The organism is Pseudomonas sp. 22085, assembly GCF_052045815.1.
In the GTDB taxonomy this organism is placed as follows: domain Bacteria; phylum Pseudomonadota; class Gammaproteobacteria; order Pseudomonadales; family Pseudomonadaceae; genus Aquipseudomonas; species Aquipseudomonas glycinae.
In genome coordinates this window covers 271781-294918 of record NZ_JBQEQA010000007.1, presented here as the reverse complement: position 1 = coordinate 294918, position 23138 = coordinate 271781, and the positions used below count along the sequence as shown (strand labels likewise).

At 58.6% G+C, this 23138-nt stretch carries 21 protein-coding genes and 3 pseudogenes; 12 read left to right on the top strand and 12 right to left on the bottom strand.

The annotated features are described in order from the left end of the window. Positions 1–4 precede the first annotated feature (4 nt). Both ACTJK7_RS11395 and yccS read left to right on the top strand, forming a co-directional pair. Positions 5–1183 (top strand): NAD(P)/FAD-dependent oxidoreductase, encoded by a 1179-nt coding sequence (locus ACTJK7_RS11395; protein WP_440779548.1) that lies wholly within the window; start codon positions 5–7, stop codon positions 1181–1183. Positions 1184–1451: 268 nt separating this feature from the next. Further along, entirely contained in the window at positions 1452–3635 is a 2184-nt protein-coding gene (yccS, locus tag ACTJK7_RS11390) for a YccS family putative transporter (protein WP_440779547.1), read from the top strand. Positions 3636–3781: 146 nt separating this feature from the next. Here yccS and ACTJK7_RS11385 read toward each other — a convergent pair whose 3' ends face one another. Continuing rightward, complete coding sequence (locus tag ACTJK7_RS11385; protein WP_440779546.1) at positions 3782–4519, bottom strand: substrate-binding periplasmic protein; 738 nt, start codon at positions 4517–4519, stop codon at positions 3782–3784. Positions 4520–4775: 256 nt separating this feature from the next. Between ACTJK7_RS11385 and ACTJK7_RS11380 the strand changes: the two genes are divergently transcribed. After that, positions 4776–5228 (top strand): GNAT family N-acetyltransferase, encoded by a 453-nt coding sequence (locus ACTJK7_RS11380; RefSeq protein ID WP_064380186.1) that lies wholly within the window; start codon positions 4776–4778, stop codon positions 5226–5228. Between the two features lie 138 nt (positions 5229–5366). On the opposite strand, the gene ACTJK7_RS11375 is transcribed toward ACTJK7_RS11380, so the two are convergent. Genes ACTJK7_RS11375 through ACTJK7_RS11365 form a run of 3 tightly spaced genes read right to left on the bottom strand, consistent with a single transcriptional unit; the run spans position 5367 to position 8344 of the window. After that, positions 5367–5663 (bottom strand): winged helix-turn-helix domain-containing protein, encoded by a 297-nt coding sequence (locus ACTJK7_RS11375; RefSeq protein WP_108563442.1) that lies wholly within the window; start codon positions 5661–5663, stop codon positions 5367–5369. A gap of 24 nt (positions 5664–5687) precedes the next feature. Continuing rightward, positions 5688–6179, bottom strand: a complete 492-nt coding sequence (locus tag ACTJK7_RS11370; protein WP_064380182.1) for a M48 metallopeptidase family protein — start codon at positions 6177–6179, stop codon at positions 5688–5690. Between the two features lie 41 nt (positions 6180–6220). After that, positions 6221–8344 carry a putative bifunctional diguanylate cyclase/phosphodiesterase gene (locus tag ACTJK7_RS11365; protein ID WP_108563443.1) on the bottom strand — a complete coding sequence of 708 codons (2124 nt, stop codon included), beginning with the start codon at positions 8342–8344 and terminating at the stop codon, positions 6221–6223. 351 nt (positions 8345–8695) lie between these two features. On the opposite strand from ACTJK7_RS11365, the gene ACTJK7_RS11360 reads away from it, so the two are divergent. From ACTJK7_RS11360 to ACTJK7_RS11345, 4 genes and pseudogenes are all read left to right on the top strand, one after another. Then, complete coding sequence (locus ACTJK7_RS11360) at positions 8696–9364, top strand: polysaccharide lyase family 7 protein (RefSeq protein ID WP_011336318.1); 669 nt, start codon at positions 8696–8698, stop codon at positions 9362–9364. A 366-nt stretch (positions 9365–9730) separates the two neighbouring features. Beyond that, entirely contained in the window at positions 9731–10090 is a 360-nt protein-coding gene (locus ACTJK7_RS11355) for a DUF6124 family protein (protein WP_108563444.1), read from the top strand. Positions 10091–10185: 95 nt separating this feature from the next. After that, positions 10186–10436: pseudogene (locus ACTJK7_RS11350) on the top strand (helix-turn-helix domain-containing protein). Between the two features lie 1250 nt (positions 10437–11686). Then, the gene (locus ACTJK7_RS11345; protein WP_440779544.1) at positions 11687–12049 is read left to right on the top strand and encodes a hypothetical protein; all 363 of its coding nucleotides are present in this window, start codon (positions 11687–11689) and stop codon (positions 12047–12049) included. Positions 12050–12224: 175 nt separating this feature from the next. On the opposite strand, the pseudogene ACTJK7_RS11340 reads toward ACTJK7_RS11345, so the two are convergent. Continuing rightward, positions 12225–12356 (bottom strand): annotated as a pseudogene (locus ACTJK7_RS11340) (fructose-1,6-bisphosphate aldolase); the annotation flags it as partial. A gap of 62 nt (positions 12357–12418) precedes the next feature. On the opposite strand from ACTJK7_RS11340, the pseudogene ACTJK7_RS11335 reads away from it, so the two are divergent. The 3 genes and pseudogenes from ACTJK7_RS11335 to ACTJK7_RS11325 all read left to right on the top strand — a co-directional run. Continuing rightward, positions 12419–12668: pseudogene (locus tag ACTJK7_RS11335) on the top strand (polysaccharide lyase family 7 protein); the annotation flags it as partial. A gap of 364 nt (positions 12669–13032) precedes the next feature. Beyond that, positions 13033–13392 (top strand): DUF6124 family protein, encoded by a 360-nt coding sequence (locus ACTJK7_RS11330; protein ID WP_108563446.1) that lies wholly within the window; start codon positions 13033–13035, stop codon positions 13390–13392. A gap of 97 nt (positions 13393–13489) precedes the next feature. Next, positions 13490–13747 carry a helix-turn-helix domain-containing protein gene (locus tag ACTJK7_RS11325; RefSeq protein WP_108563447.1) on the top strand — a complete coding sequence of 86 codons (258 nt, stop codon included), beginning with the start codon at positions 13490–13492 and terminating at the stop codon, positions 13745–13747. 70 nt (positions 13748–13817) lie between these two features. On the opposite strand, the gene ACTJK7_RS11320 is transcribed toward ACTJK7_RS11325, so the two are convergent. The 7 genes from ACTJK7_RS11320 to tkt form a co-directional block, all read right to left on the bottom strand. Continuing rightward, entirely contained in the window at positions 13818–14069 is a 252-nt protein-coding gene (locus ACTJK7_RS11320; RefSeq protein ID WP_085608893.1) for a helix-turn-helix transcriptional regulator, read from the bottom strand. A gap of 158 nt (positions 14070–14227) precedes the next feature. Next, positions 14228–15292 (bottom strand): class II fructose-bisphosphate aldolase, encoded by a 1065-nt coding sequence (fba, locus tag ACTJK7_RS11315; RefSeq protein ID WP_007959708.1) that lies wholly within the window; start codon positions 15290–15292, stop codon positions 14228–14230. A gap of 125 nt (positions 15293–15417) precedes the next feature. Then, entirely contained in the window at positions 15418–15750 is a 333-nt protein-coding gene (locus tag ACTJK7_RS11310) for an MliC family protein (protein WP_011336325.1), read from the bottom strand. Between the two features lie 56 nt (positions 15751–15806). Then, on the bottom strand, positions 15807–16028 hold the full coding sequence (locus tag ACTJK7_RS11305; protein ID WP_007959706.1) for a hypothetical protein: 222 nt from the start codon (positions 16026–16028) through the stop codon (positions 15807–15809). A gap of 34 nt (positions 16029–16062) precedes the next feature. Next, positions 16063–17226 carry a phosphoglycerate kinase gene (locus tag ACTJK7_RS11300; RefSeq protein WP_011336326.1) on the bottom strand — a complete coding sequence of 388 codons (1164 nt, stop codon included), beginning with the start codon at positions 17224–17226 and terminating at the stop codon, positions 16063–16065. A gap of 12 nt (positions 17227–17238) precedes the next feature. Then, positions 17239–18291 carry an erythrose-4-phosphate dehydrogenase gene (gene epd, locus ACTJK7_RS11295; RefSeq protein WP_085667401.1) on the bottom strand — a complete coding sequence of 351 codons (1053 nt, stop codon included), beginning with the start codon at positions 18289–18291 and terminating at the stop codon, positions 17239–17241. A gap of 179 nt (positions 18292–18470) precedes the next feature. After that, positions 18471–20468 (bottom strand): transketolase, encoded by a 1998-nt coding sequence (tkt, locus tag ACTJK7_RS11290; RefSeq protein WP_108563448.1) that lies wholly within the window; start codon positions 20466–20468, stop codon positions 18471–18473. Positions 20469–20739: 271 nt separating this feature from the next. Here tkt and ACTJK7_RS11285 point away from each other — a divergent pair, with 271 nt between their 5' ends. Together ACTJK7_RS11285 and metK are read left to right on the top strand one after the other, a co-directional pair. Continuing rightward, the gene (locus ACTJK7_RS11285; protein ID WP_108563449.1) at positions 20740–21735 is read left to right on the top strand and encodes an ArsR/SmtB family transcription factor; all 996 of its coding nucleotides are present in this window, start codon (positions 20740–20742) and stop codon (positions 21733–21735) included. Positions 21736–21753: 18 nt separating this feature from the next. Then, the gene (gene metK, locus ACTJK7_RS11280) at positions 21754–22944 is read left to right on the top strand and encodes a methionine adenosyltransferase (RefSeq protein ID WP_011336330.1); all 1191 of its coding nucleotides are present in this window, start codon (positions 21754–21756) and stop codon (positions 22942–22944) included. The last annotated feature ends 194 nt before the right edge of the window (positions 22945–23138 follow it).

Genomic DNA, 23138 nt, shown 5'->3' with positions numbered 1-23138 from the left:
CGTTTTGCGCTCTACCGAAGTCGTGATCATTGGCGCTGGCGCCGCAGGGTTGATGTGTGCACTGACCGCCGCCGGGCGCGGGCGTCAGGTGATGCTGCTCGACCACGCGAACAAGGCCGGCAAGAAAATCCTGATGTCCGGCGGTGGGCGCTGCAACTTCACCAACATGTACACCGAACCGAGCAATTTCCTCTCGCAGAACGCGCACTTCTGCAAATCCGCACTGGCCCGCTACACCCAGTGGGATTTCATCGGCATGGTCGCCAAGCACGGCGTGCCGTATCACGAGAAAAAACTCGGCCAACTGTTCTGCGATAACAAATCCAGTGACATCCTCGGCATGCTGCTGGACGAGTGCGATCAGGTCGGCGTCAATCTGCACCTCGACACCTCGATCCAGACCATCGAGAAAGTCGAGGGCGGTTACCTGCTCGACACCACCCTCGGCCAGATCCAGTGCCAGTCGCTGGTGATCGCCACCGGTGGCCTGTCGATCCCGACGTTGGGCGCCACCGGTTTCGGTTATCAGGTCGCCAGACAGTTCGGCCATGAACTGCTGCCGACCCGCGCCGGCCTGGTGCCCTTCACCATCACCGATCAGCTCAAGGAGCTGTGCACCGAGCTGTCCGGCACCTCGGTGGATTGCCTGGTCAGCTGCAACGACCAGAGCTTTCGCGAGAACATCCTGTTCACTCACCGTGGCCTCAGTGGTCCGGCGATTCTGCAGATTTCCTCGTTCTGGGAGCCGGGCGACACGGTCGAGATCAACTTGCTGCCCGATCACGACGCCGCGAGCTGGCTGCAACAGCAAACCGCCGAGCGTCCGAACAGCGAACTGAAAACGCTGCTCGGCGAAATCTTCACCAAGAAAATGGCCAACCTGCTGGCGGACAACTGGTTCGTCTCCAAACCGATGAAGCAGTACACCCATGCCGAACTGGCGGACATCGCCGAGAAGCTGGGCAGCTGGAAAGTCGTCCCGGCCGGCACCGAAGGCTATCGCACCGCCGAGGTAACGCTGGGTGGCGTCGACACCCGCGAAGTGTCGTCCAAGACCATGGAGTCGCTGAAAAGCCCGGGCCTGTACTTCGTCGGCGAAGTGCTGGACGTCACCGGGCATCTGGGCGGATTCAACTTCCAGTGGGCATGGGCCTCTGGCTACGCTGCCGCGCAGTACGTCTGACCCGACACTAAATGTACAAACCTGTGGGAGCTGCGGTGCGACGATTCGACTTGCCAGCGATGGCGGGCTGACATTCAACAGTGATGTTGGAGCTGCCGGCCTCATCGCTGGCAAGCCAGCTCCCACAGTTTCTTTTCCAACCTGGAAATTGAGTTCGACACAACGACCCAAAGGAACACTTTTTGCTGTCAGATGTGATCGGCGCCATTGCGTCGGCGTCATTACTGGCTCAATTTAGCGGCATCGCCTCGGAAGGCCTTCGCACTTCATGTCCTCGACCTCGTTTCGTCAGTCTTTGCGGCGCCTGTGGGCGCTGGATAAATTCAGCTACAGCGTGCGGGTGTTCATCGCCCTGACCGGCAGCATGGCGCTGTGCTGGTATCAGGATGAAATGGGGCTGCTGATCCCGTTATTCCTCGGGATTATCGCCAGCGCCCTGGCCGAGACCGACGACAGTTGGCAGGGCCGCCTCAACGCACTGGCGGTGACACTGGTGTGTTTCAGCGTTGCGGCGCTGTCCGTGGAATTGCTGTTCCCCTACCCCATCGTGTTCGTCATCGCTTTGGCATTGGCCAGTTTCGGCCTGACCATGCTTGGGGCGCTCGGCGAGCGTTATGGTGCGATTGCTTCGGCGACCCTGATTCTTTCCGTCTACACCATGATCGGCGTGGATCAGCGCGGCGGCGCGGTCACGGATTTCTGGCACGAGCCGATGCTGCTGGTGGCCGGCGCCGCGTGGTACGGCCTGCTGTCGGTGCTGTGGCAGGCGATGTTTTCCAATCAGCCGGTGCAGCAGAGTCTGGCGCGGTTGTTCCGCGAACTGGGCTATTACCTGAAGCTGAAATCTTCGCTGTTCGAGCCGATCCGTCAGCTGGACGTGGAGGCGCGGCGACTGGAACTGGCCCAGCAGAATGGCCGGGTCGTCGCAGCCCTGAACAGCGCCAAGGAAATCATCCTGCACCGGGTCGGCAACGGTCGCCCCGGCTCGAAAGTCAGCCGTTACCTGAAGCTGTACTTCCTGGCGCAAGACATCCACGAACGCGCCAGCTCTTCCCACTACCCCTACAACGCCCTGGCCGATGCGTTTTTCCACAGCGATGTCTTGTTCCGCTGCCAGCGGCTGTTGCGCCAGCAAGGCAAGGTCTGCCGTGCATTGGCCGAATCGATCCAGATGCGCCAGCCATTCATCTACGACGCGAGTTTCGCCGAAGCCCTGAGCGACCTGCACGCCTCCCTCGAACACCTGCGCATCCAGAGCAACCCGGCCTGGCGCGGGCTGCTGCGTTCATTGCGCGCACTGGCGGCCAACCTCGGCACCCTCGACCGCTTGCTCAGCGACGCCAGTAACCCCGACGCCTTGGCCGATGCCACTGACAGCAGCCTGCTCGACCGCTCGCCGCGCAACTTCAAGGACGTGTGGATTCGCCTGCGCACGCAGCTGACGCCAACCTCGCTGCTGTTCCGCCATGCCCTGCGCTTGCCGCTGGCGCTGAGCATCGGCTACGGCATGGTGCATTTGATTCACCCGTCGCAGGGTTACTGGATCATCCTCACCACGCTGTTCGTCTGCCAGCCGAACTACGGCGCCACCCGGCGCAAACTCGGTCAGCGGATTTTCGGCACGGCGATCGGTCTGACGATTGCCTGGGCGCTGTTCGATCTGTTCCCAAGCCCGCTGGTGCAGTCGTGCTTCGCCATCGCCGCCGGCGTGGTGTTCTTTACCAACCGCACCACCCGCTACACCGTGGCCACTGCCGCGATCACGATCATGGTGCTGTTCTGCTTCAACCAGGTCGGCGATGGTTATGGTCTGTTTGTGCCGCGGTTGTTCGATACCTTGCTCGGCAGCCTGATCGCCGGGCTCGCGGTGTTCCTGTTCCTGCCGGACTGGCAGGGTCGGCGCCTGAATAAGGTGCTGGCCAACACCCTCACCTGCAACAGCATTTACCTGCGCCAGATCATGCAGCAATACGCCGCCGGCAAGAGCGACGACCTCGCTTATCGCCTGGCCCGGCGCAACGCGCACAACGCCGACGCGGCACTGTCGACCACGCTGGCGAACATGCTGATGGAGCCGGGGCATTTCCGGAAGGAAGCCGACGTCGGTTTCCGCTTCCTGGTGCTGTCGCACACCTTGCTCAGCTATCTGTCAGGGCTTGGCGCACACCGCGAAACCCAGCTGCCGGCCGAGGTGCGCGAACACCTGATCGACGGCGCCGGGGTGAGTCTGGCGGCGAGCATCGATGAGATCGCCCAGGGTCTGGCGAGCAAACAGCCGATTGCCATTCAAAGCGATGAGGAAGAAGCGCTGGCCAACGAGCTTGAGCAGATGCCGGACGAAATCGACGAAGGCCAGCGACTGGTGCAGACGCAACTGGCGCTGATCTGCCGCCAGCTCGGCCCATTGCGCACACTGGCGGCGCACCTGATCAAAGACACAGCCGAAGACTGAGTTGGCCGGACAGGCCTCATCGCTGGCAAGCCAGCTCCCACAGTGTCGGTGTGGTACACAAAATATGTGGACTACCGCTGTACCTGTGGGAGCTGGCTTGCCAGCGATGAGGCAATCAATCACACCGCAAATTCTGGATCAGCCCCTTACATCCCATGCTGCCTGAGCAGCTTGTCATAGCTGCCATCGGCCTTCATCGACGCAATCGCCTTGTCGAACCCGGCCACGATCTGTTCGTGCTGCGGGTTCTTCAGGCTGACCAGGATGTGCAGGCTGTTCTCGCTCAGCGGCTTGGGCAGAAACTCCACCGCGTTGCGCACTTTCGGTGATTCCCGGGCCAGGTAATAGCGGGCGACGTATTCGTCTTCCAGGGTCAGCTTGACCCGATCCGCCGCAAGCATGCGCACAGCCATGGCAAAGTTATGCACAGGGACTTTCTGCAACGCGGAGTCAGCATCGAACGGCGCCGAATAGGCATAGCCGCGCACCACCGCAATCGGATAGGTGTGCAGTTCCTGCAGGTTGTTGTATTCGATGGGTGCGTCCTTGCGCTTGAGGAAGCGCACGCGATTGAGCAGGTACTCGGCGGAAAACTGGCCCAGCTTCGTGCGCTCGTCGTTGTACCAGGCGTTGACCAGCACGTCGTAACGTCCTTCGCCAACCCCCATCAACGCCCGCGCCCACGGCACCTGCTCATAACCGCTGGCATAACCGGCACGGGCCAGGGCCGTGCTGACGATGTCGGTCGCCAGCCCACCGTTGACCAGCGTGTCATCGGTAAAGGGCGGCCAGACGTCGAACACCAGACGCAATTTCTCCGCTGCAGCGCTTTGACCCAGCAACAGCAATCCGATCAAAGCAAAGGCTCGATACAATCGCGGCATGCTTGAAAATCCTTAGCGGGCGGGCCGCCCGGCGTGTTTTCAGTCAAAACCCCAAGGCCCCTTACCGGCGAATCCCAGGCCCTAACCTTAGCTCATTGAAGCCATCGCACAGCGCTTCCCAGCAGATTACACAAAGTACGGCGGGCCGCGATATTGGAATGATGGCATTTTGGCCTTTGTCACAGATTTCTCAGCCATACAGACATATTTCGACGCTGCGCTTAGTATCGGGCGACGTAGTTCAAGGAATCGGAAGATGACAATCGAGTGGGTCTGCAAACATCACAGCGATCTGGGACTGGAGCAGCTGTACGCCATTTTGAAATTGCGCTCGGAAGTGTTCGTGGTCGAACAGCGCTGCGCGTATCTGGATCCGGACGGTCAGGATCTGGACGGTGACACCTGCCATTTGATGGGCTGGGACGGTGATCAGTTGGTGGCGTACCTGCGCCTGCTGGACCCGGAATCCCAGGGCGGCGACGTAGTGATCGGCCGCGTGCTGACGGCGCCGGCCGGGCGTGGCAAAGGGTTGGGGCATGAAATGATGGAACAGGCGCTGAAACAGGCGCAGAGGCGTTGGCCTGAAGTGCCAATCTATCTGTCGGCCCAGGCGCATTTGCAGGGGTATTACGGGCGGTACGGGTTTGTCGTGGCGGGTGAGGAATATCTGGAGGATGACATTCCGCACATCGGGATGCGGCGTTCCTGAAACCCTCATCGCTGCGATGCGGCGGCCCGACAAGCCAGCTTCCACAGGTTTATCTGTCGCTCACAATGACTGTGTTCACTGAAGATCCCTGTGGGAGCTGGCTTGCCAGCGATGGCGCCAGCCCTGTCAACACAGGACTCAGGGATACTCGAGAACAGCTTTTATCTGCCGCAAATTCCGCTCGATCCACCCCCGATCAATCGCCCCCCAATCACGAATCCGATAGCGCCCCGCATGATTGCGCGCGCCCTCTTCCTGTTCGAACTCGCAGACAATATCCAGATCCGCCAGCGCCGCAATGGTGTCCTGCGCCGTGCGCCGGGGCATGCCGGTGACCTCGGTCAGCGCCGGCACGCTGCTGGCCAGACTGCTATCGATCAGGTACGCCACGTACAAGCGCCGGTAGAAACTGCTCTTGGTCTTGCTTACGTCCATGCATGCGCTCCGCTGTTTGATCTTTTATTGCATGTCTCGCCAGGTCAGATACACCCGCAGGTCGAACTCGACCTGATGGTAGCCCGGCAGCATGTGCTCACATAATTTATAGAACGCCTTGTTGTGATCCGACTCCTTGAAGTGCGCCAGTTCATGCACGACGATCATCTTCAGAAACTCAGGCGCGGCCTCCTTGAACAGCGAGGCGATACGAATCTCTTTCTTGGCCTTGAGCTTGCCGCCCTGCACCCGCGACACCGTGGTGTGCAGGCCGAGGGCGCGATGGGTCAGGTCGAGGCGGTTGTCGAACAGCACCTTGTCGATGGCCGGGGCGTTGCGCAGGTATTCCTGCTTCAAGTCCAGCGCGTAGCCGTACAACGCCTTGTCGCTCTGCACATCGTGGCGGCCCGGATAGCGTTGGCTCAGGTAATCACCGAGGCGGTTGTCAGCGATCAATTGGCGCACCTGATCCTGCAGATTCGCGGGATAGGCCTGGAGGTATTTCAACGCAGTCATGGGGCGGCACGGGTCATGAAAAGGCCGCCAGTGTAGCGAATTCAACCGGCCAACGCGCTCCAGTCGAACGGCTCGGTAAAGCGTGCGGTGTCCTCGGCGACCAACGGCCGCGCCACCAGAAAGCCTTGTACGTACTCACAACCATGAGCTTGCAGCCACCGGTATTGCTCAACGGTTTCCACGCCTTCGGCGATCACCAGCAAGCCGTATTCCTTGCACAGATTGATGACCGTGCGCACCAGCGAAGCATCGCGGGACGAGTCCGGCAATCGGGCGATCAGGTGGCGATCGAGCTTGAGAGTGTCCAGTTCCAGATCGCGCAAATGCGCCAGCGAGCAGGCCCCGGAACCGAAATCGTCCAGTGCCACCCGCACCCCGAGATTGCGCAGCAGCTTCAACTGCTTGCGGGTCTCGTCCGGGTTGATCGTCAGCGCCTCTTCGGTGACTTCCACTTCCATCTGGTGCGGCTGCAAACCATGGCGCTCCAGCACCTGGCGCAATTCGGTGACCAGATTCGGCAACCCGAACTGGGTGTTGCTCAGGCTCACACCGATCACCAGATCCTTGGAAAATTCGGCCTCCCACGCCTTACGCTGCCCGGCGCTGCGATGATAAATCCAGCTGCCGAGTCGGCTGATCAGCGTCGCCTCTTCCAGCAACGGCAGGAACAACCCCGGCGGTACGTCGCCGACGCTCGGGTGCTGCCAGCGCAGCAACGCCTCGAAACCACGAACGCGACCATCACCAATCGCCACCTGCGGCTGATACACCAGATTGAAATCGCGATTCTCGATGGCGTTGCGCACACTCTCTTCCAGCATCAGCCGCGACCGCGCACGGCCATTCATTTCATGATCGTAGAAGCGATATTGCTGACGCCCGGCACGCTTGGCCTCGTACATGGCAATGTCCGAGGCACGCAGCAAACCGTCGAGGTTGTTGCCGCAATCGGGGTAGGTGGCGATGCCGATGCTCGCGCCCAGAGCAATGTCGAGGCCTTCGATCTGCTGACAGATCGACACCCGCTCGATAAGTTTCTCGGCAATCTTCGCCGCTTGCTCGGGGAATTCCAGATCCAGCAGCGCGGTGAATTCATCGCCGCCCATCCGCGCCAGAATGTCGAACGGTCGCAGGCAGGCTTTCAATTGTTCGGAGACCCAGCGCAACACTCGGTCCCCGGCATCATGGCCGAGGGAATCGTTGACCCTTTTGAAGCCGTCGAGATCGAGGTACATCAACACCCAACTGCTGTCCGTGCGCTCACCGCGCAGCAGCAGGTTTTCCACAGTCTGGTAGAAACCCCGGCGATTGAGCAGCCCGGTCAGCGGGTCGGTGACCGCCTGAAATTCCAGCTGTTGATGCAGATGGCGCACCACCGACATGTCCAGCACCGTCACCACCATCGCGTGCTGTTCACTCGGCAGCGGCGCGCAGGACAAGGCCACCGGCACTTGCTGGCCCGGCGCGGTACGCAGCAACGCGTCGTGTAAGCGCAACGTCTCGCCACGTTTGTAACTGGCATAAAACTCGGAATCGGCCCACAGCGGAATGTGCGGTTTCTGCAGGAAATCAAGAAACTCCTGCCCTTCCAGTTCCTTCACCGGCGCATTGAGCAGCCGGGAAATCGCCGGGTTGGCGAAGCGAATCAAGCCATCCTCGCCCAACACCAGAATGCCTTCGGCAGCGTTGTCCAGCACCGAAGCATTGAAGGCCCGCGCCGATTCCAGATCCTGACTCAAACGCTGCAAGGCCCGGCGATTGCGCTGGTGTTCGAGCAGCGCCTGGACTTTGGGTTTGAGAATCTGCGGATCGAACGGTTTGAAAAGATAATCCACCGCACCACTGGCGTAGCCCTTGATCACGGCGTCCTGGGACTGCTCGTTGGCGGTGAGGAAAATGATCGGGGTCAGGCGCGTGCGCTGACTGCCGCGCATCAGGCGCGCGACTTCGAAGCCGTCCATGCCCGGCATCTGCACATCCAGCAACACCAGATCAACGTCGTGTTCGAGCAGCAGACTGAGGGCTTCGAAACCGGAAGCCGCGGTAATCACCTGCCAGTCCTGGCGCTGCAGCAATGCGCGCATGCTGATCAGATTTTCAGGGTAGTCATCAACGATCAAAAGGACTGAGCTGCCTTCACCTGGCTGGGGTTGCGCGCATTCCATGCTGCTTCTCTTGTCGGGACATCTCGTGTCGGGGCATCTCGGATCAGCGTTCCGGGCGGTTCCTCGTGAAAACCGTACAGTCACTGAGCCTTCACTCTAGTCCGGGATCTGTAAAAGCAATAGCTGTCATCCAGCCATCATTTAACCAAACCGGTCATCAGCCGACTAACGGTCACGGCTGCAAGGCCCGAATTCCGGGAAAGGTGGCATTTCGACAGGATGTTGACGCCAATCATCCGCCAGACGGCCGTTAACAAAAAATCCCTCTACGCTTATAAAGGCCGCCCCCAAGAGGCGCGGGCTAGAGCTTCTGGCACGCGCGTGCAAGAGAAACAGAGTGGAAGAACCGACATGATCGACCTCGCAACCTGGAACCTCAGCGTTCCCGTTGGCAGCCCGCCCTACACCGTCGAAACCTCCAAACTGGTGAACGGCTTCAAGGATCAGTACTTCCATTCCGACACCGGCACCCTGTTCTTCTGGTCCCCGGTGACCGGTTCGAAAACCGAAAACGCCATCTACCCGCGCACCGAACTGCGCGAGACCTACAGCAATGGAACGCTGCGCAACTGGTATTACCCCGACGCCGACAACCTGCTGCGCGCGACCCTTTCGGTCAACAAGGTGCCCAGCTCCGGCAAGATCGTCATCGGCCAGATCCACGCCTATGAAAGCCAGAAGCCGATGCTCAAGCTTGAATACCAATACAAAGAAAAAACCGAGACCGGCAACCTGGTGATCAAGCTGCGCACCCATCCGGATCAGGACGAAAGCCGGGTCATCACCCTCGCCACCGGGATCAAACTCAATCGCGAGTTCAACTACCTCATTCACCTGAGCCCCGGCGGTGCACTGGGCGTGAGTGCGGCCGGGTATCAGTGGGATTCGCAGATCAGCGCGACGTGGCGCAACAAACCGCTGTATTTCAAGGCGGGCGTGTATGTGCAGGACAACACCGGGTACACCAGCGAAGGTGGGCAGGTGACGTTCAGCAAGCTGGATATTGATCACGATAAATAGCCGCGATGCGTTCGTTTAAGGCTGCCGTTTAAAGGCAGTGCGCGTAACGTCTCGAAGCCTACAACGGCTTGCGTCGCTGCCTACCGGTACGCCAGAATCCGCCGGCTTGTGCGCCTGGAGGGCCATCGGTAACTTGATTCGGGTCACTGATTCGCAGTGATCGGGTTTAGTAGCCCGTGGTTTCAAGCTTGGTGCACAAGCATCTGTCAGTCAGGAATTTTTGATTCCTGCACTCGATGGCGACTGTGCGCAGGGCACCTTCGGGTGCGCCGGCTTGCTCGAAACCCCGGTCTACTAACCTGCGTACAGTTGCCTCCACTTTGATTAGTAGCCAGAGCGGAGGCACTCCAATCAGGTTTCGAGCAAATGATTAAATCTACGCCTCATCCACCGGTCACAGACCCGGCCTCCCCCTACGATTCCCTCGACCCCAAAAAACTCAACGAAGCCGCCGAACGCGCCCTCGACCATTACCTCTGCCCCGGCGCCCGCATCATGGCCACGGTCAACGAACCCGACCGCATGTACTTCGCCAATCCCGCCTACAACACCGAATCCCTGCTGGCCAACGCCAGCGAAACCCTCGGCTCCGCCAGCGAAATGCTCAACAACTTCGCCGCCACCCTCACCCCCGCCGACCGCAAAACCGCGATAGGCATTGCGCAGTTGGTGATGCTGGGAGAACTGGCGGTGAATCAGGCACTGGATCACGTGGAGCCGAAATAACCCGCTCGATCTAAAAAACCCGCTTCACGGCGAGTTTCTCGGAATGAAATGTTGTGATACACAACATGATTCTTCAAATGTTGCGGTAGCCGAACATGGACTACGTCCTATTGATCAGCCGTCTCGGTACTCAATTACGAGAAAAACGTATAGCTCGCGGCCTGACGCAAATACAACTTGCCGAGCTCGCGGGGCTGACACGATACAAAATCATCGCCGTAGAGAAGGAATTCCATCGGTCGGCATGATCGCCTACGCACGCACCCTGGCAGCTCTGGATAGTGAACTTGTTGTCATTCCAGCTGTTATGCCAACGCTTGAAGATCTTACGGAGTTATTCAAATGATCTCTGACTTTTAGATACTTCTTACTCCACGCAAAAATCCCCACCCACAAGAAGCCCGCCTTACGGCGGGTTTATTTTCAAATCAGCCACGACAAAGAGACTGATTTATTTGAAATAAAGCCTTAAAAATTAAGATTTTTTACAGATCTCTTATAGCAAAAAAACATAATCATAATAATAAAAAAACATAAAAACTGTCATTTCTGTCAGGTGATACAGCTCACAAACCCAATTAATCTGGAGCAGTACACAAAACGCATCAAGCCCACTTACCTGTATGCAACGGACAAGGAGTTCCAAAATGCACAGAACCAACACCGCCAGAAACATACTCATCGCAGGAGCCACTGTTTCGCTTCTGAGCCTGACAACTCAAGCATTTGCTGCATGTGATGCCACACGAGTTCAGTACGCCCTCAACAACAGCCTCCCAACCATAAACTCCCCGGCATTCCCAGCAGCCTTAGATAGTTATAAGGTCCAGTCAAATGCATCTCAAGTACGCGCAGTTCCGCCAAGCGGCGTGATGGACAGAACTTATAAACCCGACGCTCTATGGGTACACTACGATAGCGCTAACAAAATCACTAAACTTGAATGTGGAAACTAAGAAAAACACAAAAGAGCTGAAAATAAAATTCCCACCTTCAAGGCAAGCTCTTATTTTTGGCTCTTTATAAAATGCCAAACCAATAATTAAAAATTGAGACACACTATGACAACCCCTACCCCTAACGTGCAACTCCAAACCTTACAGTCACCAGAACTATTGCCGCCTGGCTCTCCAGGCACTGTTCCATTACCCGGTAATGTTCACAGACATCCAGGCCCTTACAATTTAAACCAAGGAATACTTTTCATCCTCCAACCGGACCCTGCCTTAGTCCCTAACAGCACATTGATACCGGACATACAATACGTGATGAATCCTAACGGCCAAACCGTCGCGAATCAGCCCATAATATATTTCCCTCCAGTGCGCATCCCTTCGAACACAGCGGCAGTATGGTTCTATATCCCATACAAAAACAACGTTACAAAAACCGATGGAATTTGGCATGATCCAGTTTTCGCAGTGGGCGGACGAGTGTACGACCCGACGGGAATTGTATATGGATACCTTACCCAGATATTCGCCTGCCTTATCAAATAATAGATCCCAGCTAACACTTAGATCTTAAGAGGACGGATTTATTTACCACAAAAAATAAATCCGTCACCTTTTTACACAACAGATGAAGGAAAAACAAATGGGCCAGATCAATCCGAATGGAACTTATAACAGACGTGTATATGATGCCGGCGAGAGTCACAACGCCACGTTGACAATCAATTCATCAGATCCACAGACAGGCAACATAAGTCAAGCCAGCATGGCTTACTTTGGGCTTTACTTTAACGTTGCTGGAAGTTTTTTTCATCAAAACCCATCATATGGATCCGCCGTAAATTTTAATCTGCAAGCAGAGGCCGGAGGTCCTGAATTTAATATGCTCGCCATTAGCATGAGTTCACATGAAGAGAGTTGCTCCAATTTAAATGGTACAGTCCGAGTCGATCGCGGCGGGCCGAATGTAGGTAAAACCTATAACATTACCTTCACAAAGTGCTAACGCGCTTATCAAACACAAAGCCGTCTAATAACGGTTTCATATGTCACCTATATCGGACTTCGGCCAAGGCAGTCTGGATTTTGTCCGTTATAGGTGACATTTCACGCAGCGGAATATTAGCTCGACATAAAACCCAGGCAAAAGAAAACCCGCCTCTTCAGCGAAACACCTAGTTTCAATTGACCTTGGCGTTCGACTCACCCTTCAGATAACGCTGATGCATGCTTTCCAGCGAGATCGGCTTGATCTTCGAAGCATTACCCGCAGTACCGAAAGCCTCATAACGAGCGATAAATACATCGCGCATAACAAAAAACGGGACAGATTTATTTGCTGCAGGAATCAAAAATAAATCCGTCAGCTTTTTAAGAAACCGGCAACCTGGTGATCAAGTTGCGCACCCATCCGGATCAGGACGAAAGCCGCGTCATCACCCTCGCCACCGGGATCAAACTCAAATCGTGCGGCCGGGTATCAGTGGGATTCGCAGATCAGCGCGACGTGGCGCAACAAACCGCTGTATTTCAAGGCGGGCGTGTATGTGCAGGACAACACCGGGTACACCAGCGAGGGTGGGCAGGTGACGTTCAGCAAGCTGGATATCGATCACGATAAATAGCGGTGGCGCACACGTTTAAGGCCGCTGTTTAAAGGCAGTGCGCGTAACGTCCCGAAGCCTACAACGGCTTGCGTCACGGCCTACCGGTACGCCAGAATCCGCCGGCTTGTGCGCCTGGAGGGCCATCGGTAACTTGATTCGGGTCACTGATTCGCAGTGATCGGGTTTAGTAGCCCGAGGGTTCGCGAGGCGTATTTGCACTCCAGAAAGTGAGATATCTCAATATCTGCGCTTGATGGTAGCTGTACGCAGGGCGCTTTCGGGCGCGCCGGTTCGCGTCTCCCCGGTCTACTAACCTGCGTTCAGCTGCCACCCCATCGTTTAGTAGCGATCCGGTGTCGGCTCCATTTCCCGGAGACGAAACATGATTCAATCGACACCTCATCCGCCGGTCACAGACCCGGCCTCCCCCTACGAATCCCTTGATTCCAAAAAACTCAACGAAGCCGCCGAACGCGCCCTCGACCACTACCTCTGCCCCGGCGCCCGCATTATGGCCACGGTCAACGAACCCGACCGCATGTACTTCGCCAACCCCGCCTACAACACCGAATCCCTGCTGGCCAACGCCAGCGAAACCCTCGGCTCCGCCAGCGAAATGCTCAACAACTTCGCCGCGACTCTCCCTCCCACCGACCGCAAAACCGCGATAGGCATTGCGCAACTGGTGATGCTTGGGGAATTGGCGGTGAATCAGGCGCTGGATCACGTGGAGCCGAAATAACCCGCTCTATCTAAAAAAACCCGCTTCACAGCGGGTTTCTCGGAATGAAATGTTGTGTTTACACCACATGAATATTCAAATGTTGCGGTAGCGGAATATGGACTACGTCCTATTGATCAGCCGTCTAGGTACTCAACTACGCGAAAAACGTATAGCTCGCGGCCTGACCCAAGTACAACTTGCCAAGATCGCGGGGCTGACACGATACAAAATCATCGCAGTGGAGAAAGGCGCTCCATCTGTCAGCATGATCGCCTATGCACGCACCCTAGCAGCTCTGGATAGTGAGCTTGTGGTCATTCCAGCTGTAATGCCGACTCTTGAAGAGCTTGCGGAGTTATTCAATGATCTCTGACTTTTGGATAATTCTTACCCCACGCAAAAATCACCTCCCGTAAAAATCCGTACACGGACTCCGTTGCAAATTACTCATCGTGTTCAACCAGTTCCGCCAAGGATTTGATATCTATCCGGTTATCCACGATATCAAGCGTCATTCCCAGCGCTGTCAAAACCCTGAACACGGTGTATAGGGCCACATTCCCTCCCGCTTCAAGGTCAATAATGGTCTTACGGCTGCACGCCGCTCTCTGCGCCAACAGCGCCTGGGTATAACCCTTCGCACGCCTGTACTGACGGATTCGTTCACCAAACAGCGGCGGGTTGTACAAGATCATCAATGTCACCTATATCGGACTTCAGTAAGCCGTTCCGGCTTTTTGTCCGTTATAGGTGACATCTCACGCAACGTATATATGAGCTAGACATAAAAAACCCAGGCAAAAAGAAACCCGCCTCACGGCGGGTTTCTTTCGCATCAGCTCAACACCCAGTCTCAATTGACCTTGGCGTTCAACTCACCCTTCAGATAACGCTGATACATGCTTTCCAGCGAGATCGGCTTGATCTTCGAAGCGTTGCCAGCGGTACCGAAAGCTTCGTAGCGAGCGATACATACATCGCGCATCGCCTTCACGGTTTCACCGAAGAATTTACGCGGGTCGAATTCGCTCGGGTTGGTGGCCATCAGGCGACGCATGGCGCCGGTGGATGCCAGACGCAGGTCGGTGTCGATGTTGACCTTGCGCACGCCGTGCTTGATGCCTTCGACGATTTCTTCAACCGGTACGCCGTAGGTTTCTTTGATGTCGCCGCCGTACTGGTTGATGATCGCCAGCCACTCTTGTGGAACCGACGAGGAACCGTGCATCACCAGGTGGGTGTTCGGGATGCGTTTGTGGATTTCCTTGATGCGGTCGATCGCCAGCACGTCGCCGGTAGGTGGCTTGGTGAACTTGTAGGCGCCGTGGCTGGTGCCGATGGCGATGGCCAGGGCATCAACCTGAGTCTTCTTGACGAAGTCAGCGGCTTCTTCCGGGTCGGTCAGCATCTGGCTGTGATCCAGAACGCCTTCGGCGCCGATGCCATCCTCTTCACCGGCCATGCCGGTTTCCAGCGAACCCAGGCAGCCCAGCTCGCCTTCTACCGAAACGCCGCAGGCGTGAGCCATGGCGACGGTTTGTTGAGTAACGCGGACGTTGTATTCGTAGTCGGTCGGGGTCTTGCCGTCTTCGCCGAGGGAACCGTCCATCATGACCGAGCTGAAGCCCAGCTGGATCGAGCGTTGGCAGACGTCAGGGCTGGTGCCGTGGTCCTGGTGCATGCACACCGGGATGTGCGGGAATTCTTCGATCGCGGCCAGGATCAGGTGACGCAGGAACGGGGCGCCGGCGTATTTGCGGGCACCGGCCGAAGCCTGAACGATCACCGGGGAGTCAGTCTTGTCAGCGGCTTCCATGATGGCGCGCATCTGCTCAAGGTTGTTGACGTTGAAGGCTGGAACGCCGTAGCCGAACTCGGCTGCGTGGTCCAGCATCTGGCGCATGCTGATAAGTGCCATTGTGTGTCTCTCTCCCGGTTTGGGTCGTTAATCGTGCCAGCCTGCCGGAGCGGCGGCGGCTATTCAAGTGATTGCAGATCGGGGGTTGAGGCCCGGCCTGGTGATTCGATACAGCAAATTCTGTTTTATTCGGCTTTGCAGCCCCGGCCGATCAGATCATTGGTGGCGACCCAGTAAACCAGGCCTTCCTCACCTTTGATGTGAAACGCCAGCATGTCATCGCTGTACAGCGCGCCCGAGGCGCCCGGCTCTTCTTTCAGTCGATAGACCTGATCGCCACCGCCCAGGCGCACATCGACTTCCTTGCGGGCGGCATCGGTGAAGCGCCAAAGCACCTTGGCCTGGCTGTCGCAGGTCCAGGTGGTCCAGTTATCCACAGGGGCGGACGACTGGAACGGGTTCCACTGCGCGCAACCACCCAACAATCCCAGTGCCGCAACGGCGATCAAGCCTTTCATCCGTGTTCCTCGGCCGGCAGCGCACGCCGCCGGACTTGAGTAAAGAGTCAGACCGGTCAAGGACAACCATGTTCCTTGGCCGGGGTTTGCGTCTCGTATTTGTCCAGACCGTCCGGGCCCGAGCGCTTGTTCAGCACCGGGTTGGTTTCGGCCTGCCAGTCGGCCTGGTAGCAGCCTTTCTGGGCCTCGCCGGGTGCCGGTGTCGGCTCGGCCTTCGGGTTACTCCCGCAGGCCGCCAGCGTACCGGTCAGCAACAACAGCGCTAACGACTTGACCATCTGAACACTCCTTTGCCTGGCCAATCGGGCGGCCTCAGGCCTTGGCCCGGCTTTCCAGGACTTCAACGGCCGGCAGCACCTTGCCTTCGACGAATTCGAGGAACGCGCCACCGCCGGTGGAAATGTAGGAGATCTTTTCCGCCACGCCATATTTATCGATGGCCGCCAGGGTGTCGCCACCGCCGGCAATCGAGAACGCCGCGCTTTCGGCAATGGCTTCGGCCAGCACTTTGGTGCCGTTGCCGAACTGGTCGAATTCGAACACGCCGACCGGGCCGTTCCACAGGATGGTTTTCGACGACTTCAGCAGTTCGGCGAAGTTGGCCGCTGTTTGCGGGCCGATGTCGAGGATCATGTCATCGGCAGCGACGTCAGCGATCAGCTTGACGGTCGCTTCGGCGCTTTCAGCGAATTCCTTGGCAACCACCACGTCGACCGGCAGCGGCACGCTGACCTTGGCGGCGATGGCGCGCGCGGTGTCCAGCAGGTCCGGCTCGTACAGCGACTTGCCGACCGGGTGCCCGGCCGCAGCGAGGAAGGTGTTGGCGATGCCGCCGCCGACGATCAGTTGATCGCAGATCTGGCTCAGGCTGTTCAGCACGTCGAGTTTGGTCGAGACCTTGGAGCCGGCAACGATGGCCGCCATCGGCTTGGCCGGTGCGCCCAAGGCTTTGCCCAGTGCGTCGAGTTCAGCAGCCAGCAGCGGGCCGGCAGCGGCGACTTTGGCGAACTTGGCAACGCCGTGGGTCGAGCCTTCGGCGCGGTGGGCGGTGCCGAAAGCGTCCATCACGAACACGTCGCACAGGGCAGCGTATTGCTGGGCCAGTTCGTCGGCGTTCTTTTTCTCGCCCTTGTTGAAGCGCACGTTTTCGAACAGCACGATGTCGCCGGCCTTGACGTCAACGCCGCCCAGGTAGTCGGCCACCAGCGGCACTTCGCGGCCCAGGGCCTTGCTCAGGTAGTCGGCGACAGGCTTGAGGCTGTTCTCGGCGGAGAACTCACCTTCGGTCGGACGCCCCAGGTGCGAGCAGACCATCACGGCCGCGCCTTTTTCCAGGGCCAGCTTGATGGTCGGCAGCGAAGCCAGGATACGCGCATCGCTGGTGACAACACCGTCCTTGACTGGGACGTTGAGGTCTTCGCGGATCAATACGCGCTTACCTTGCAGATCGAGGTCGGACATCTTCAACACGGTCATGGGTCGCACTTCCTACGGTTTTTTTGAAGTCGCTGTTTGCAGATAGTGTTCTGCAACATCCAGCATTCGGTTGGCAAAACCCCATTCGTTGTCGAACCAGGCCAGGATGTTCACCAGCCGAGGGCCGGAAACGCGGGTCTGACTGGCATCGACGATGGCCGAATGTGGGTCATGGTTGAAATCACAACTGGCGTGAGGCAATTCGGTGTAGGCCAACAGACCTTTGAGCGGGCCGCTGGTGGCGGCGTCGCGCAGGATCCGGTTGACCTCGCCGGCGTCGGTGTCGCTCGCGGTCTGCATCGTGATGTCGAGGCAGGACACGTTGACCGTCGGCACGCGTACGGCTTTGGCCTGAATTCGCCCGGCAAGTTCCGGCAGCAGGCGCTCGATACCACGCGCCAGACCGGTGGACACCGGAATCACCGACTGGAACGCCGAGCGGGTGCGGCGCAGGTCTTCGTGGTGATAGGCGTCGATCACCGGCTGATCGTTCATCGCCGAGTGAATCGTGGTGATCGACACGTAATCCAGACCGACCGCCTGATCCAGCAGCCGCAACAGCGGCACACCGCAGTTGGTGGTGCAGGAGGCGTTGGACACCAGCAGTTCGTCGCCGGTCAGGCAATCCTGATTGACGCCGTAGACGATGGTGGCGTCGACATCCGCCTCGCTGGCCATCGGCTGCGAGAACAGCACTCGTGGCGCGCCGGCGTCGATAAAGCGCTGGCCGTCTGCGCGAGTGTGGTAAGCGCCGGAGCATTCGAGCACCAGATCGACGCCCAGCGACGCCCAATCGATGCCTTCGGGGGTGGCACTGCGCAGGACCTTCACGCAGTCGCCATTAATATGCAGACAATCGCCGTCGACCTTCACCTCGCCCGGGAACCGGCCGTGGGTGGAGTCGAAGCGTGTCAGGTATTCGATGCTGGCCATGTCGGCCAGATCGTTGATCGCGACAATCTCGAACCCTGCCGCCGAGCCTCGCTCGAACAACGCACGCAAGACGCAACGACCAATCCGGCCGTAGCCGTTGAGTGCAACTTTGTAGGGACGCGGTTGAGGCATGGGGTTCTCGATAATACGCAGGCAGACGCAATGCTTATTTGCGACACATCACACGTGGGAGCTGGCTTGCCAGCGATAGCGTCCGGTCAGGCAACATGTATGTTGAAGCGGATGGCCCTATCGCTGGCAAGCCAGCTCCCACAAGGATTGCGGTGATCATGAGATCACCGCGATGTGCCTTAGTCTTCCAGCAGTTCTTCAGCCTGACCCAGGATGTTTTCCAGGGTGAAACCGAACTCTTCGAACAGTGCCGAAGCCGGAGCCGATTCGCCGTAGGTGGTCATGCCGATCACGCGACCTTCCAGACCCACGTACTTGAACCAGAAGTCGGCGTGAGCCGCTTCGATCGCAATACGTGCGCTGACCTGCAACGGCAGGACCGATTGCTTGTAGCTGGCGTCCTGAGCGTCGAACGCGCTGGTGCATGGCATGGAAACCACGCGAACCTTGCGGCCCTGCTCGGTGAGTTTGTCGTAGGCCTGAACGGCCAGACCAACTTCCGAACCGGTGGCGATCAGAATCAGCTCAGGCTCGCCTGCGCAGTCCTTCAGCACGTAGCCACCACGGCTGATGTCGGCGATCTGGCCGGCATCACGGGTCTGGTGCTGCAGGTTCTGACGCGAGAAGATCAGCGCCGACGGGCCGTCCTTGCGCTCCAGCGCGTTTTTCCAGGCCACCGCCGATTCAACGGCATCGGCTGGGCGCCAGGTGTCGAGGTTCGGCGTGCTGCGCAGACTGGTCAGTTGCTCGATCGGCTGGTGCGTCGGGCCGTCTTCGCCCAGACCGATGGAGTCGTGGGTGTAGACGTGGATCACGCGCTGTTTCATCAGGGCGGACATGCGCACGGCGTTGCGGGCGTATTCCATGAACATCAGGAAGGTCGCGCCGTAAGGCACCAGACCGCCGTGCAGGGCAACGCCGTTCATGATCGCGGTCATGCCGAATTCGCGCACGCCGTAGTACATGTAGTTGCCGCTGGCATCTTCGGCGCTGACGCCTTTGCAGCCTTTCCACAGGGTCAGGTTGGAACCGGCCAGGTCAGCCGAACCGCCCAGCACTTCCGGCAGCAGCGGGCCGAACGCGTTCAGGGCGTTCTGGCTGGCTTTACGGCTGGCGATGGTTTCGCCTTTGGCAGCAACGTCGGCGATGTAAGCGTCAGCCTTCTCGGAGAAGTCGGCCGGCAGCTCGCCGCTCAGGCGGCGGATCAGTTCGTTGGCTTCGGTCGGGAACGCGGCGGAGTAAGCAGCGAAACGCTGGTCCCACTCGGCTTCCACAGCGCGGCCTTTTTCCTTGGCATCCCACTCGGCATAAATGTCGGCCGGGATTTCGAACGGGCCGTGGTTCCAGTTCAGCGCCTGACGGGTCAGGGCGATTTCCGCGTCACCCAGCGGGGCGCCGTGGCAATCTTCCTTGCCTTGCTTGTTCGGCGAACCGAAACCGATGGTGGTCTTGCAGCAGATCAGGGTCGGCAGCGGGCTCTTGCGAGCGGTCTCGATGGCGGTCTTGATCTCTTCCGGGTCGTGACCGTCAACGTTGCGGATCACTTGCCAGTTGTACGATTCGAAACGCTTCGGCGTGTCATCGGTGAACCAGCCTTCGACTTCGCCGTCGATGGAGATGCCGTTGTCATCGTAGAAGGCAATCAGCTTGCCCAGGCCCAGAGTGCCGGCCAGGGAAGCGACTTCGTGGGAAATGCCTTCCATCATGCAGCCATCACCCAGGAACACGTAGGTGTGGTGGTCGACGATGTTGTGGCCAGGACGGTTGAACTGCGCGCCCAGTACCTTTTCAGCCAGGGCGAAGCCCACGGCGTTGGCCAGACCCTGACCCAGCGGGCCGGTGGTGGTTTCAACGCCCGGGGTGTAACCGAATTCCGGGTGACCCGGGGTACGGCTATGCAGTTGACGGAACTGCTTCAAGTCGTCGATCGACAGGTCGTAGCCGGTCAGGTGCAGCAGCGAGTAGATCAACATCGAGCCGTGGCCGTTGGACAGCACGAAGCGGTCACGGTCGGCGAACGATGGATTGCTCGGGTTGTGCTTGAGGTAGTCGCGCCAAAGCACTTCGGCGATATCTGCCATACCCATGGGGGCACCGGGATGGCCGCTGTTGGCTTTTTGCACGGCATCCATGCTGAGGGCACGAATGGCGTTGGCACGCTCACGACGGCTAGGCATCGCTGATCTCCTGGGTGTGAATAGATTGAAACGGAAAAAAGGAGGGCATTTTCCCTCACCCGAGCGCCTCGGGGCAATGACAGATAGTCATCCGGAGGCGTTTTTCCAATGGATAACATCGGTTTCGGTTGGTGAAACCTTTCCGCTGTTCGTTTGTAGAGTTAACCGGGCAGTGAGAAGTGCAATCGAATGCGCCATCCATCGAGCAATATCAAAACTTTTTGATATAGACCTTGCGATGCCTTCCGGCCGTCACTAGACTGCCAGCCCTATGAACTTACGCGTGCCTTCCATTCGCCATGACGATTGCGACGAGCTGGCGGCCCTGTGCAAGGCCGGCGGCGATCCGCTGCGGCTGAATGTATTGCGCGCCCTGGCCAACGACTCGTTCGGCGTACTGGAACTGGCGCAGATTTTCGGTATCGGCCAGTCCGGCATGAGCCATCACCTTAAAGTGCTGGCACAGGCGGATCTGGTGGCCACTCGCCGTGAAGGCAACGCGGTGTTCTATCGCCGCGCCCTGCCCCACACCGAGTTGCTGGGTGGCAAGTTGCATGCGGCATTGTTAGAAGAAGTCGACAATCTGGCGCTGCCAGCCGACGTGGAAACCCGGATCGCACAGGTCCACGGGCAACGCGCGGCCAACAGCCAGGACTTTTTCGCCCGGATCGCGGAGAAATTCCGCGCCCAGCAGGATTTGATTGCCGGCCTGCCGCAGTACCGTGAAAGCGTGCTGGCCCTGCTCGACAAACTGAATTTCGATGGCGCAGCCACGGCCATTGAAGTCGGCCCCGGCGATGGAGCTTTCCTGCCGGAACTGGCGCGCCGCTTCGGCACCGTAACCGCACTGGACAACAGCGCGGCGATGCTCGAACTGGCCCGCCAGGTATGTGAACGTGAACAGCTGGCTAACGTCAGCCTGCAATTGGCCGATGCATTGAATGGCGTGAGCCTTCAGGCCGATTGCGTGGTGTTGAACATGGTGTTGCACCATTTCGCCGCGCCGGCCGAAGCGCTCAAGCACATGGCCAGCCTGCTGCAACCGGGCGGTAGCCTGCTCGTGACAGAGTTATGTAGCCACAACCAGAGTTGGGCCAGGGAGGCCTGCGGTGATCTGTGGTTGGGGTTTGAACAGGACGATCTGGCCCGTTGGGCCACCGCTGCGGGACTCGTTCCCGGGGAAAGCCTCTATGTAGGCTTACGTAATGGTTTCCAGATCCAGGTTCGCCATTTTCAGCGACCGGCTGGCGACACTCACCATCGGTAAATTCAGGAAAACATCGAGATGAGCGAATACTCCCTCTTCACCTCCGAGTCCGTGTCTGAAGGACATCCGGACAAAATCGCCGACCAGATTTCCGATGCAGTGCTGGACGCCATCATCGCCCAGGACAAGCACGCACGCGTTGCGGTGGAAACCCTGGTCAAGACAGGCGTGGCCATCGTTGCCGGTGAAGTGACCACCAGCGCCTGGGTTGACCTGGAGCAGATCGTTCGTGACGTGATCTGCGACATCGGCTACACCAGCTCCGACGTCGGCTTCGACGGCGCTACCTGCGGCGTGATGAACATCATCGGCAAGCAGTCCCCTGACATCAACCAGGGTGTTGACCGTGCCAAGCCTGAAGATCAGGGCGCCGGCGACCAGGGCCTGATGTTCGGCTACGCCAGCAACGAAACCGACGTGCTGATGCCGGCCCCGATCACCTTCTCGCACCAGCTGGTACAGCGTCAGGCCGAAGCCCGTAAATCGGGTCTGCTGCCTTGGCTGCGTCCGGACGCCAAGTCGCAAGTGACCTGCCGTTACGAAGGCGGCAAGGTTGTCGGTATCGACGCGGTGGTTCTGTCGACCCAGCACAACCCTGAAGTGTCGTACAACGACCTGCGCGAAGGCGTGATGGAGCTGATCGTCAAGCACGTGCTGCCTGCCGAACTGCTGAGCAAGGACACCCAGTTCCACATCAACCCGACCGGCCAGTTCATCATTGGCGGCCCGGTAGGTGACTGCGGTCTGACCGGTCGCAAGATCATCGTCGACAGCTACGGCGGCATGGCCCGTCACGGCGGCGGCGCGTTCTCCGGCAAGGATCCATCCAAGGTTGACCGTTCGGCGGCCTACGCTGGCCGTTACGTTGCCAAGAACATCGTGGCGGCCGGCCTGGCCGAGCGTTGCGAGATTCAGGTTTCCTACGCGATCGGCGTGGCCCAGCCTACCTCGATCTCGCTGAACACCTTCGGCACCGGCAAGATCAGCGATGACAAGATCATCAAACTGGTCCGCGAAGTGTTCGACCTGCGTCCATACGCGATCACCACCATGCTGGATCTGCTGCACCCGATGTACCAGGAAACCGCAGCCTACGGCCACTTCGGTCGTGCTCCGCAGACCAAGACCGTTGGCGAAGACACCTTCTCCACGTTCACCTGGGAAAAAACCGACCGCGCCGACGCTCTGCGTTCCGCTGCCGGCCTGTAATTTTCCTGGTGGTACAAGAAGCCCCGCACGGTTCGCCGTGCGGGGCTTTTTCATTCGTACCCTGTGGGAGCGAGCTTGCTCGCGAAGAGGCCCGAGTCAACAACATCACATCCGGATCGGAAACAGCTCGCAAAACACCCACCTCTCCCAACAACAAATCCTCGCCTAGCCTTCAAGCATCTCCCTGAGCAAGG

Excerpts from the sequence above, each read along its gene's own strand:
- yccS (WP_440779547.1), top strand. The coding sequence starts at position 1,452 with ATGTCCTCGACCTCGTTTCGTCAGTCTTTGCGGCGCCTGTGGGCGCTG.
- ACTJK7_RS11385 (WP_440779546.1), bottom strand. The coding sequence starts at position 4,519 with ATGCCGCGATTGTATCGAGCCTTTGCTTTGATCGGATTGCTGTTGCTG.
- ACTJK7_RS11380 (WP_064380186.1), top strand. The coding sequence starts at position 4,776 with ATGACAATCGAGTGGGTCTGCAAACATCACAGCGATCTGGGACTGGAG.
- ACTJK7_RS11375 (WP_108563442.1), bottom strand. The coding sequence starts at position 5,663 with ATGGACGTAAGCAAGACCAAGAGCAGTTTCTACCGGCGCTTGTACGTG.
- ACTJK7_RS11370 (WP_064380182.1), bottom strand. The coding sequence starts at position 6,179 with ATGACTGCGTTGAAATACCTCCAGGCCTATCCCGCGAATCTGCAGGAT.
- ACTJK7_RS11365 (WP_108563443.1), bottom strand. The coding sequence starts at position 8,344 with ATGGAATGCGCGCAACCCCAGCCAGGTGAAGGCAGCTCAGTCCTTTTG.
- ACTJK7_RS11360 (WP_011336318.1), top strand. The coding sequence starts at position 8,696 with ATGATCGACCTCGCAACCTGGAACCTCAGCGTTCCCGTTGGCAGCCCG.
- ACTJK7_RS11355 (WP_108563444.1), top strand. The coding sequence starts at position 9,731 with ATGATTAAATCTACGCCTCATCCACCGGTCACAGACCCGGCCTCCCCC.
- ACTJK7_RS11345 (WP_440779544.1), top strand. The coding sequence starts at position 11,687 with ATGGGCCAGATCAATCCGAATGGAACTTATAACAGACGTGTATATGAT.
- ACTJK7_RS11330 (WP_108563446.1), top strand. The coding sequence starts at position 13,033 with ATGATTCAATCGACACCTCATCCGCCGGTCACAGACCCGGCCTCCCCC.
- ACTJK7_RS11325 (WP_108563447.1), top strand. The coding sequence starts at position 13,490 with ATGGACTACGTCCTATTGATCAGCCGTCTAGGTACTCAACTACGCGAA.
- ACTJK7_RS11320 (WP_085608893.1), bottom strand. The coding sequence starts at position 14,069 with ATGATCTTGTACAACCCGCCGCTGTTTGGTGAACGAATCCGTCAGTAC.
- fba (WP_007959708.1), bottom strand. The coding sequence starts at position 15,292 with ATGGCACTTATCAGCATGCGCCAGATGCTGGACCACGCAGCCGAGTTC.
- ACTJK7_RS11310 (WP_011336325.1), bottom strand. The coding sequence starts at position 15,750 with ATGAAAGGCTTGATCGCCGTTGCGGCACTGGGATTGTTGGGTGGTTGC.
- ACTJK7_RS11305 (WP_007959706.1), bottom strand. The coding sequence starts at position 16,028 with ATGGTCAAGTCGTTAGCGCTGTTGTTGCTGACCGGTACGCTGGCGGCC.
- ACTJK7_RS11300 (WP_011336326.1), bottom strand. The coding sequence starts at position 17,226 with ATGACCGTGTTGAAGATGTCCGACCTCGATCTGCAAGGTAAGCGCGTA.
- epd (WP_085667401.1), bottom strand. The coding sequence starts at position 18,291 with ATGCCTCAACCGCGTCCCTACAAAGTTGCACTCAACGGCTACGGCCGG.
- tkt (WP_108563448.1), bottom strand. The coding sequence starts at position 20,468 with ATGCCTAGCCGTCGTGAGCGTGCCAACGCCATTCGTGCCCTCAGCATG.
- ACTJK7_RS11285 (WP_108563449.1), top strand. The coding sequence starts at position 20,740 with ATGAACTTACGCGTGCCTTCCATTCGCCATGACGATTGCGACGAGCTG.
- metK (WP_011336330.1), top strand. The coding sequence starts at position 21,754 with ATGAGCGAATACTCCCTCTTCACCTCCGAGTCCGTGTCTGAAGGACAT.